Here is a 10,181-nt window from a genome sequence, read left to right as displayed (position 1 = left end):
GATCAAGACGGTGAACGCGCTCGAGCCCTTCCAGAAGGGCGAGATCACGGTCAACGGCATTGCGCTGCACGACCCCAAGACCAACCTGCCGAAGCTGCGCTCGAAGGTCGGCATGGTGTTCCAGCACTTCGAGCTGTTCCCGCACCTGTCGGTGACCGAGAACCTGACGATCGCGCAGATCAAGGTGCTCGGGCGCAGTGCCGACGAAGCCAAGACGCGGGGCTTGAAGATGCTCGACCGCGTGGGCCTGATGGCGCACAAGGACAAGTTCCCAGGCCAGCTGTCCGGCGGCCAGCAGCAGCGGGTGGCGATCGCGCGCGCGCTGAGCATGGACCCGATCGTGATGCTGTTCGACGAGCCCACCTCGGCGCTGGACCCCGAGATGGTCGGCGAGGTGCTCGACGTGATGGTGCTGCTGGCCAAGGAAGGCATGACCATGATGGTGGTCACGCACGAGATGGGCTTCGCGCGCAAGGTGGCGAGCCGCGTGATCTTCATCGACGTCGGCGGCCGCATCCTCGAGGACTGCTCCAAGGATGAGTTCTTCAACCACCCGGAGAACCGGCAGCCGCGCACGAAGGACTTCCTGAACAAGATCCTGGCGCACTGAGCTCGCCCCCAGGTTGCCCGCACTTCGTGTCGGGCGCCCACCCCCTACCGGGGGCGCAGTCAGCGGCCCGGCAAAGCCGGTTCCGCGACTGCCCGCGAAYGGGCGCGCTGCGCGCAGCCGAAAACAAACACAGCGCCAGTATTCACCGGCCGGCGCAGCCAGGCCCGTTGGTGAAACACCGCGGAACCGGCTTTGCCGGGCCRCTGGTGTTGCCCCCGGTAGGGGGTGGGCGGGCTACACGAAGTGAGCCCAACCTGGGGGCGAGCTACTTCTTGCGTGCCGCGATTGCCTGCTCGGCCTGCGTCACCAGGTCCTTGCCGATGGTCGGCGTCCACTTGGCGTAGACCGGGCGGGTGGCCTTGACGAAGGCTTCGCGCTCGGCCGGGGTCAGTTGGGTGACGGTCACGCCCATCGCTGCGATGTCCTTGAGCACCGGCTTGTCGGCCTCGACCAGGCCCTTGCGGGCCAGCGCGATGTTCTGCTTGCCGGCGTCGACCGCGGCCTGGCGCACGATCGCCTGGTCGGCCGGGGTCCACGAGCCCCAGACCTCCTTGTTGACCACGAACACCAGCGGGTCGGCCATGTAGCCCCAGGTGGTCACGAACTTCTGGCCCACGGTGTGCATCTTGAGCACGGTGAAGAGGAACAGCGGATTCTCCTGGCCGTCGACCGCGCCGCTGGCGAGCGCGGGCTGCGCATCGGCCCAACTCATCTGGGTCGGGTTGGCGCCCAGCGTGCTGAACATGTCGGAGAAGATCGGCGAACCGACGACACGGATCTTCATGCCCTTCAAGTCCTCGGGCGACTTGATCGCGCGCTTGGAGTTGGTGATCTCGCGGTAGCCGTTCTCGCCCCAGGCGAGCGGCACCACGCCGGCCTTGTCCAAGGTCTGGAAGATCTCCTTGCCGACCGTGCCCTGCGTCAGTGCGTCGATCGCCGCATAGTCGGGCATCAGGAAGGGCAGCGAGAACAGGTTCAGCTGCTTCACCTGCGGCGACCAGTTGATGGTCGAGCCGACCGCCATGTCGATCACGCCCTGGCGCAGTGCGCTGAACTCGCGCGTCTGGTCGCCCTGGATCAGCGACACGCCCGGGTACAGCTTGATGTTGATGCGGCCCTGGGTGCGCTCCTTCACCAGGTCGGCCCAGATCCGGCCGGCCTCGCCCCATGGCGTGGGCGGGCCCAGCACCAGCGACATCTTGTATTCGGCCTTGTAGCTCTGCGCTTGCGCGGCCACCGAGAAGCCGCCCAATGCGGCGGCGACGGCCAGGAGGCCGAGCAGGGAACGACGGAATTTCATGGATCAGTCTCCTTGGGAATAAATCGAAGAATCAGTAGCCCAGCTTGCGCGGAAGCCATAGCGCGAGCTCGGGCCAGGCGATCACCGCCACCATCACGAGGAACATCGCGAACAGCATCCAGCCGACCCAGCGCACGGTCTCTTCCATGCGCACGTTGGCGATGCGGCACGACACCATCAGGTTGACAGCCAGCGGCGGCGTGAACTGGCCGAGCGCGACCTTGAGCGTGAGAATGACGCCGAACCAGACCGGGTCCCACTTGTAGTGCTGCACGATCGGCCACAAGAGCGGCACGAAGATCAGGAAGATCGAGACGCCGTCGAGGAACATGCCGACCGTGATCAAGAGCAGGATCAGCAGCGAGAGGACGCCGTATTCGCCCAGGCCCGAATTGACGATCGCGCGCGTGACCGGATCGATCACGCCGAGCGTCGAGAGCGAATAGGCGAAGATGCCCGCCAGCGACACCACCAGCAGGATCACGGCCGAGAGTTCGCCCGATTCGCGCAGGATCACGAACAGGTCGCGGACCTTGATCGTGCGGTGGATCGCCATGCCGACGAAGAGGCCGTAGAACACCGCCACCACCGCCGCCTCGGTCGGCGTGAACAGGCCGGCGCGCATGCCGCCGAGGATCAGTACCGGCGCCGCCAGGCCCCAGATCGCATCGCGAAAGCTCTTCCAGAAGGCCGGGCGCGGCAGGCTGGATTCGAGCGCGCCCATCTTGTTCTTGCGCGCCAGCCACACGGCCGGGACGATCAGCGCCACCCCGGCCAGGATGCCCGGGATCATGCCGGCGGCGAACAGCGCCGGCACCGAGGCGCCCGGCACCAGCACCGAGTAGACGATGAAGGCGACCGAAGGCGGGATCAGGATGTCGGTGGCCGCCGCCGCGCCGACCACGCTGGCCGAGTAGGCGGCCGGGTAGCCCGCGCGCGACATCGCGGTGATCATCACCGCGCCCACGGCGGCGGCGTTGGCCGGGCCCGAGCCCGAGATGCCGCCCAGGAACATCGCCACCACGATCGCCACCAGCGGCAGCATGCCGGGGCCGCGGCCGACGATCGCGATGGCGAAGTTGACCAGCCTGAGCGCCACGCCCGAGCGGTCGAAGATCGAGCCGACCAGCACGAACATCGGGATCGCCAGCAGCGGGTACTTGCCGAGGCCGGCATAGAAGTTCTGCGGCACGGCCAGCAGGCCGAACCACTGTGCGTCGCTGTTGGCGAGCGCGATGCAGGCCGCGCCGGCGAGGCCCAGCGCCGCACCGATCGGCACGCCGGCCAGCATCATCGCCACGAAGGCGACGAACAGCAGCGTGGGGATCATTGGTCCGAGCCCCCGTAGCTGGTCTTGCGGCCACGGCGGATGAACAGGCCCAGGGCGCGCAGCGCGATCGCGAAGGAGACGACCGGCAGCCAGATCGAATACCACCATTGCGGCACGCCGATGCCGGGCGAGGTCTCCTCGAAGCGGTAGTCGTCCCAGACCATGCGCACGCTGAGCGCGCCGATCAGCAAGAACAGCAGCCCCACCATGAGCGCGCCGAACTGCGCCAGGCGCTTGCGCCGCGCCATGCTGCCGCTCTCGGCGAAGTATTCGATCCGGATGTGGCGGTCGCGCGCCACCGCGGCGGAGCCCGCCACCAGCGCCAGCAGGATCATGAGGAAGACCGAGAACTCCTCGGTCCATGCGAAGGAGGAGTCGGTGAAATAGCGCACCAGCACGTTGGCGAAGGTGATGCAGGCCAGCAGGCCCATGATGACCACGGTGGCCCAGTCCTCGATCGCGAGCGGGACGCGGGTCGGTTCGTCGGCGGCTTCGATTTCAGGGGGGAGGGGGCTGGCGGCGTCCAGCACGGGGCCGGACTCGGAGGGAGAGGTCATCGGGGGAAGCAGGAGGGTGAGGCCACGTGTCACCGGGCGGACGCCGGGACGCGATCCGTACACCTCGACAGGGAAGCAGCCATGGATCCTAGCGATCCATGACCATATCGCCATCGGGGGTTTCCTTAGCTGCCAGGCACTCGCCCCTGCGCGTGGCCTCAGGCCGGCGCCGGGCCGCCAGCGCGGCGAAGTCCGCGCTTCGCACGGACGGGCGGCCTGCTGCTCCCCCCTCGGGGGGCAGCGACCACACGAAGTGAGGGAGCGTGGGGGCTCAGTCGAAGTAGGCGCGCGAACGGTCCAGGTGTTCGCGGCACTCGCGGACCATGCGGTCGAGCAGGTCGGCGCAGGTCGGCACGTCGTCGATCAGGCCGATGCACTGGCCCGCCGAGACCACCCCGCCGTTGACTTCGCCGGACTCCAGCGCGGCACGCCCGCGCACGCCCGCCACCAGGGGGCGGATGTCCTCGAACTGGCAGCCGCCCGGACGGTTCTCGGTCGCCACCACCTCTTCCGAAATCGCGTTCCTGAACACGCGCGCCGTGTTCTTCATGGTGCGGAACATCAGCTTGGTGTCGCGCTCGGACGCCGCCACCAGCGCCTGCTTGATGTTGTAGTGGATGGGTGCTTCCTGCGTCACGCAGAAGCGCGTGCCCATGTTGACGCCCTCGGCGCCGAGCGCCAGCGCGGCGGCCATGCCGCGCCCGTCGGCGATGCCGCCGGAGGCGATGATCGGAATCTTGAGCGCGCGCGCCGCGATCGGCAGCAGCACCAGCCCCGGCACGTCGTCCTCGCCGGGGTGGCCCGCGCACTCGAAGCCGTCGACCGAGACCGCGTCGACGCCATTGCGCTCCGCCGACAGCGCATGGCGCACGGAGGTGCACTTGTGCACGACCTTCACGCCATGGGCCTTGAACTGATCGATGAAGTCCCGGGGGCTGTTGCCCGCGGTCTCGACGATCTTGACGCCGCTGTCGAGGATCGCCTGCACGTATTCGGCGTAGGGCGGCGGCTTCAACGCGGGCAGGATCGTGAGGTTCACGCCGAAGGGGCGGTCGGTCATGGCGCGCGTGCGCTCGATCTCGCGCCGGAGCGCGTCGGGCGTCTGCTGCGTGAGCGCGGTCAGGATGCCGAGGCCCCCGGCGTTGGAAACCGCCGAGGCCAGTTCCGCCAGGCCCACCCATTGCATGCCGCCCTGGATGATGGGGTAGCGGATGCCGAGCAGTTCGGTGATGCGGGTCTTCATGGTGCTTCCTTCTGCGAGAGCGCCTACAGCGCCTTGACCAGCTCCGGCACGGCCGTGAACAGGTCGGCCACGAGGCCATAGTCGGCCACCGAGAAGATCGGCGCCTCTTCGTCCTTGTTGATCGCCACGATCACCTTGGAGTCCTTCATGCCCGCCAGATGCTGGATSGCSCCCGAGATGCCSSMSGCGATGTASARCTGCGGCGCCACGATCTTGCCGGTCTGGCCGACYTGCCAGTCGTTCGGSGCRTAGCCCGCRTCCACCGCCGCGCGGCTSGCGCCGAGACCGGCGTTGAGCTTGTCGGCCAGMGGCGCCATCACYTCCTGGAACTTCTCGGCGCTGCCCAGCGCTCGGCCGCCCGAGACGATGATCTTGGCCGCCGTCAGTTCGGGGCGCTCGCTCTTGGTGACTTCTCTTCCGACGAAGCTGCTCTTGCCGCTGTCGGCCACGCCGTCCACGGTCTCGACCGCGGCGCTGCCACCGGTGGCCGCTGCGGCATCGAAGCCCGTCGTGCGCACGGTCGCCACCTTGATCGCATCGCTGCTCTGCACGATGGCGATGGCGTTGCCCGCGTAGATCGGRCGCTCGAAGGTGTCGGGGCTGTCGACCTTGGTGATGTCGCTGATCTGCGCGACATCGAGCAAGGCGGCCACGCGCGGCGCGACRTTCTTGCCGTTGGCCGTGGCCGGGAACAGGATGTGGCTGTAGTTCTTYGCGATCGCSAGSACYTGRGCGGCGACGTTCTCCGCCAGGTTCTCGGCCAGCGAGGGGCTGTCGGCGACGATCACCTTGGCCACGCCCGCCACCTGGGCGGCGGCCTTGGCGGCGTCGGCSGCRTTGGCGCCGGCCACCAGCACATGGACATCGCCGCTGGCGCAGGCAAGGCCCGCGGTCACGGTGTTGAGGGTCGCCGGCTTSARGGTGGCGTGGTCGTGTTCKGCAATRACRAGKACGGTCATGATCAGATSACCTTSGCTTCGTTCTTSAGCTTSTCSACSAGRGTSGCCACRTCGGGCACCTTGATGCCGGCACCGCGCTTGGGCGGCTCGCTGACCTTGATCGTCTTCAGGCGCGGCTTGACGTCCACGCCGAGCTCTTCGGGCTTGACCACGTCGAGCTGCTTCTTCTTGGCCTTCATGATGTTGGGCAAGGTGACGTAGCGCGGCTCGTTCAGGCGCAGGTCGGTGGTGATCACCGCGGGCAGCGAGAGGGAGATGGTCTCCAGGCCGCCGTCGACCTCGCGSGTCACGTTGACCTTGTCGCCCGCCACTTCGACCTTSSWSGCGAAGGTGGCYTGCGGMAGGCCGGCCAGCGCCGCCAGCATCTGGCCGGTCTGGTTGGCGTCGTCGTCGATCGCCTGCTTGCCCAGGATGATSAGGCTSGGCTGCTCCTTGTCGACCAGCGCCTTCAGCAGCTTGGCCACSGCCAGCGGCTGCAGTTCCTCGGTGCTCTCCACCAGGATGGCGCGGTCGGCGCCGATGGCCATCGCGGTGCGCAGGGTCTCCTGGCACTTCGCGTCGCCGCACGAGACCGCGATGATCTCGGTGGCCACGCCCTTTTCCTTCAGGCGCACCGCCTCTTCGACGGCGATCTCGTCGAAGGGGTTCATGCTCATCTTCACGTTGGCAATGTCCACACCGGTGCCRTCGCTCTTCACGCGCACCTTGACGTTGTAGTCGACGACCCGCTTGACGGGGACAAGAATCTTCATTGGTTTGACTCCATTGAATTGCGAAATCGGGGCTTCCAGGCAACCAGCGATTTTAGGCGCCGGCCTCCGCGAGGACTGTTCATTTCGATCAGGGACGCTTCAGGCTCAAAGAAAAAGAACGGTCGTGCTTTTTTATGATTATAGGCGAGCCGCCGCGACCGGAGAAGGGCCGGCCGGAAGCGACTCGACACGCACCACGCGCTGCGGGCTCGGAATGACGATGCCGGCCTCCCGCAGGCCGTCGAGGATCGAAACGTTGATTGCCGAGCGCAGGTTGTCCCTGCCCTTGTCCGGGTCGGAGACCCAGAAGTTGAGCGTGAACTCGAGACCGTCCGGCGCGAAATTGAGCAGGAAGGCGACCGGCGCCGGATCCTTCAGCACGCGCGGCTGCTCGGCCGCCGCACCGCAAAGAATGGCCTGCACCCGCGCCACGTCGCTGTCGTAGCCGACCACGATGGCGGTCGTGATGTTGAACTTGAGATCGGCCAGCGAGAGGTTCTCGACCCGGCTCGTGATCAGCGACTCGTTCGGCACGATCGACTCGCGGCCATTGCCCGCTCTCACCAGCGTGTAGCGGGTCTTGATGTCGGTGATGCGGCCCTCGAAGCCATCGACGCGGACGTTGTCGCCGATGCGGATCGAGCGCTCGAGCAGGATCACGAAGCCGCTCACGTAGTTGGCCGCCAGCTTCTGCAGGCCGAAGCCGAGGCCGACCCCGAGCGCGCCGCCCAGCACCGACAGCGCGGTCAGGTCCACCCCCACCGCCGACAGCGCGAAAAGCAGGCCGATCAGCAGAAGAAAGGCGCGGATCGCGTTCGATGCCACCTTGCGCATCGACAGGTCGGCCACCGCCTCGCGCAGGATTCGTTTCTCGATGGTCTGCGAGACCCACAGGGCGATCACCAGCACCAGGCCGGCAGAAAAGATGCCGTTCAGGATGGTGCGCAGGCTGACGCCCGGGCGGCCGAAGGCCAGGGTGATCTCGTCGAGTTCGGCCAGCACCGGCTGCAGCAGGCCGACGATCCAGAGCACGGCGCCGATCCAGGCCAGCCACGAGATGGTGCGCTCGACCAGCCGTGCCATCGCGGAGGTCGGAAACACGGCGCTCAGCACGCGGGCGAAGAAGCGGATCGCCAGCAGCGACACGAACACCGACACCGCGATGCGCAGCACCAGCACCGGCTGGTAGACCAGGGTGGCGCGCCGCGCCAGGTCGGTGAAGACCAACGCCAGCAGCGGCCACAGCAGGCCGTCGATGGTGCGCTGGCCGAACCAGATCGAATCCTTGGGCTGGTCGCGGCCGAACCAGCGACAGACAGCCCAGGCCAGCAGCACGCAACCGAACAGGATGGCGACCTCGATCCAGACGCTGCGGGCCTCGATCTGCGAAAGCTTCTGGGTGAACTCGGTGAAATTCATCGACGGCCAGGGCCCTTGTCAACAGGCCCTAGAGATCGGCGAGGACGCGCAGATGCTCCTCGACGCTGCGCGCCAGGGCGTCGAGGTTGTAGCCGCCCTCGAGCATCGAGACGATACGGCCCTTCGAATGCCGGCGCGCGACGTCCATCACCCGGCTGGTGATCCAGCCGAAGTCGTGCTCGTTGAGCCTGAGCTGACCCAGGTCGTCGTCGCGGTGGGCGTCGAAACCGGCGCTGACGAAGATCATCTGCGGCTTGAACTCCTCCAGGCGCGGCATCCAGCAGGTCTCGATCAGCTCGCGCACATCCATGCCCTTGGTGTAGGCCGGCACCGGCAGGTTGAGCATGTTCGGCGCCGGGTGCTCGGTGCCGCTGTAGGGGTAGAAGGGATGCTGGAAGATGCCGACCATCAGCACCCGCGGGTCATTGCTCAGGATGTCCTCGGTGCCGTTGCCGTGGTGGACGTCGAAGTCGACCACCGCCACCCGCTCCAGGCCGTGCTCCTCGATCGCGTGGCGCACCGCGATCGCGACGTTGTTGAAGAAGCAGAAGCCCATGGCCTTGTCGCGGCAGGCATGGTGGCCGGGCGGACGCACGGCGCAAAAGGCGTTGTCGATCGCGCCCGCGATCACCGCATCGGTGGCCGCGATGGCGGCGCCGGCCGAGCGCCGGGCCGCCAGCACGGTGAAGCGGGTGAGCGTGGTGTCGGGGTCGATCTGCGCATGGTCCGGCCCGCCGGCCGGGGCGTCCTCGATCAGGCGCTGGCTCAGCGCCTCGAGGTGCTCCATGTGGGCGACGCTGTGCGCGCGCGTGATCTGCGGCAAGGTGGCCAGCGGCACCTCGATGCGCTCCAGTGCGTCGCCGACGCCGGTGACGAGCAGCCGGTCCTCGATCGCATCGAGCCTGGCCGGGCATTCCGGATGGCCCGGGCCCATGTCGTGCTTCCAGCAGTCGCGGTGTGTGAAGTAGCCGGTTTTACCCATGGATCGAATCACGTCGTAGCCTTACGCGGCATGGGCCCGCCGGGCTTACGGTATTGTTTGCATATGGATACAAAAATGGACGTAGCCGCAAAGCTCGCCAGTCTGCTCGGCCAGCTTAACACGGTGATCGTGGGCAAAGAGGCGCAGGTGCGCGACTGCGTGGCCTGCCTGCTGGCGGGCGGCCACCTGCTGATCGAGGATGTGCCGGGGGTCGGAAAGACCACCCTGGCGCACGCGCTGTCGCACACCTTCGGGCTGCAGTTCTCGCGCGTGCAGTTCACGGCCGACCTGATGCCGGGCGACCTGTCGGGCGTCGCGATCTACGACCGCGGCCAGCAGGCCTTCGTGTTCCACCCCGGGCCGATCTTTGCCCAGGTGCTGCTGGCCGACGAGATCAACCGCGCCAGTCCCAAGACCCAGAGCGCACTGCTGGAGGCGATGGAGGAGAAGCAGGTCACGGTCGAGGGCGAGACCCGGCCGCTGCCGACCCCCTTCTTCGTCATCGCGACCCAGAATCCGCACGACCAGCTCGGCACTTTCGCGCTGCCCGAATCGCAACTCGACCGCTTCCTGATGCGCATCTCGCTCGGCTATCCCGACCGGGCCGCCGAACGCGAACTGCTGGCGGGGGCCGACCGGCGCGAGATGCTGGCCGGACTGCCGGCGCTGCTGACCGCCGGCGAACTCACGGCGCTGCAGCAGCGCGTGCTGCAGGTGCACGCCTCCGAGCCGCTCCTAAACTACGTGCAGGACCTGATGGCCGCCACCCGCTCGGGCCGCTGGTTCCTGCAGGGCCTGTCGCCGCGCGCYGGCATCGCGGTGCTGCGCGCCGCCAAGGCGCAGGCGCTGCTGGCCAACCGCGACTACGTGGCGCCGGACGATGTCCAGGCCGTGCTGCCGCAGACCGTCGCGCACCGGCTCACGCCGGTCGGCGACGCCGGCCGCGGCGCGGTCGAGCAGGTGCGCGCCATGATCGCGGCGGTGCCGCTGCCGTGACGACGCCGGCGCCGGCCCGCAGCTGGCTCGCCG

At 67.7% G+C, this 10,181-nt stretch carries 10 protein-coding genes; 2 read left to right on the top strand and 8 right to left on the bottom strand.

From position 1 onward, the window contains the following. On the top strand, positions 1 to 610 hold a 610-nt coding region (locus tag AC1D2K_RS21005; RefSeq protein ID WP_478090763.1), incomplete at its 5' end, for an amino acid ABC transporter ATP-binding protein. A gap of 265 nt (positions 611 to 875) precedes the next feature. On the opposite strand, the gene AC1D2K_RS21000 is transcribed toward AC1D2K_RS21005, so the two are convergent. From AC1D2K_RS21000 to AC1D2K_RS20965, 8 genes are all read right to left on the bottom strand, one after another. Beyond that, complete coding sequence (locus AC1D2K_RS21000) at positions 876 to 1,910, bottom strand: DctP family TRAP transporter solute-binding subunit (protein WP_478090762.1); 1,035 nt, start codon at positions 1,908 to 1,910, stop codon at positions 876 to 878. Between the two features lie 31 nt (positions 1,911 to 1,941). Beyond that, positions 1,942 to 3,240: a TRAP transporter large permease gene (locus AC1D2K_RS20995; protein ID WP_478090761.1), complete on the bottom strand. Its 1,299-nt coding sequence runs from the start codon at positions 3,238 to 3,240 to the stop codon at positions 1,942 to 1,944. Then, positions 3,237 to 3,797 carry a TRAP transporter small permease gene (locus tag AC1D2K_RS20990; RefSeq protein ID WP_478090760.1) on the bottom strand — a complete coding sequence of 187 codons (561 nt, stop codon included), beginning with the start codon at positions 3,795 to 3,797 and terminating at the stop codon, positions 3,237 to 3,239. The genes AC1D2K_RS20995 and AC1D2K_RS20990 overlap by 4 nt, the downstream gene beginning before the upstream one ends. Before the next feature lie 271 nt (positions 3,798 to 4,068). Next, entirely contained in the window at positions 4,069 to 5,040 is a 972-nt protein-coding gene (locus tag AC1D2K_RS20985) for an NAD(P)H-dependent flavin oxidoreductase (RefSeq protein ID WP_478090759.1), read from the bottom strand. 23 nt (positions 5,041 to 5,063) lie between these two features. Continuing rightward, positions 5,064 to 5,999, bottom strand: a complete 936-nt coding sequence (locus tag AC1D2K_RS20980) for an electron transfer flavoprotein subunit alpha/FixB family protein (RefSeq protein WP_478090758.1) — start codon at positions 5,997 to 5,999, stop codon at positions 5,064 to 5,066. 2 nt (positions 6,000 to 6,001) lie between these two features. Further along, entirely contained in the window at positions 6,002 to 6,751 is a 750-nt protein-coding gene (locus AC1D2K_RS20975; RefSeq protein WP_478090757.1) for an electron transfer flavoprotein subunit beta/FixA family protein, read from the bottom strand. Between the two features lie 138 nt (positions 6,752 to 6,889). Continuing rightward, positions 6,890 to 8,170, bottom strand: a complete 1,281-nt coding sequence (locus AC1D2K_RS20970) for a mechanosensitive ion channel family protein (protein ID WP_478090756.1) — start codon at positions 8,168 to 8,170, stop codon at positions 6,890 to 6,892. A 28-nt stretch (positions 8,171 to 8,198) separates the two neighbouring features. Beyond that, positions 8,199 to 9,152 (bottom strand): histone deacetylase family protein, encoded by a 954-nt coding sequence (locus AC1D2K_RS20965; protein WP_478090764.1) that lies wholly within the window; start codon positions 9,150 to 9,152, stop codon positions 8,199 to 8,201. Positions 9,153 to 9,227: 75 nt separating this feature from the next. On the opposite strand from AC1D2K_RS20965, the gene AC1D2K_RS20960 reads away from it, so the two are divergent. After that, positions 9,228 to 10,148: an AAA family ATPase gene (locus AC1D2K_RS20960; RefSeq protein ID WP_442287614.1), complete on the top strand. Its 921-nt coding sequence runs from the start codon at positions 9,228 to 9,230 to the stop codon at positions 10,146 to 10,148. Positions 10,149 to 10,181: the final 33 nt, after the last annotated feature.

The sequence above is a fragment of the Variovorax sp. P1_H12_2 genome (genome assembly GCF_056405335.1).
This window is presented reverse-complemented; position numbering and strand designations above follow the sequence as displayed.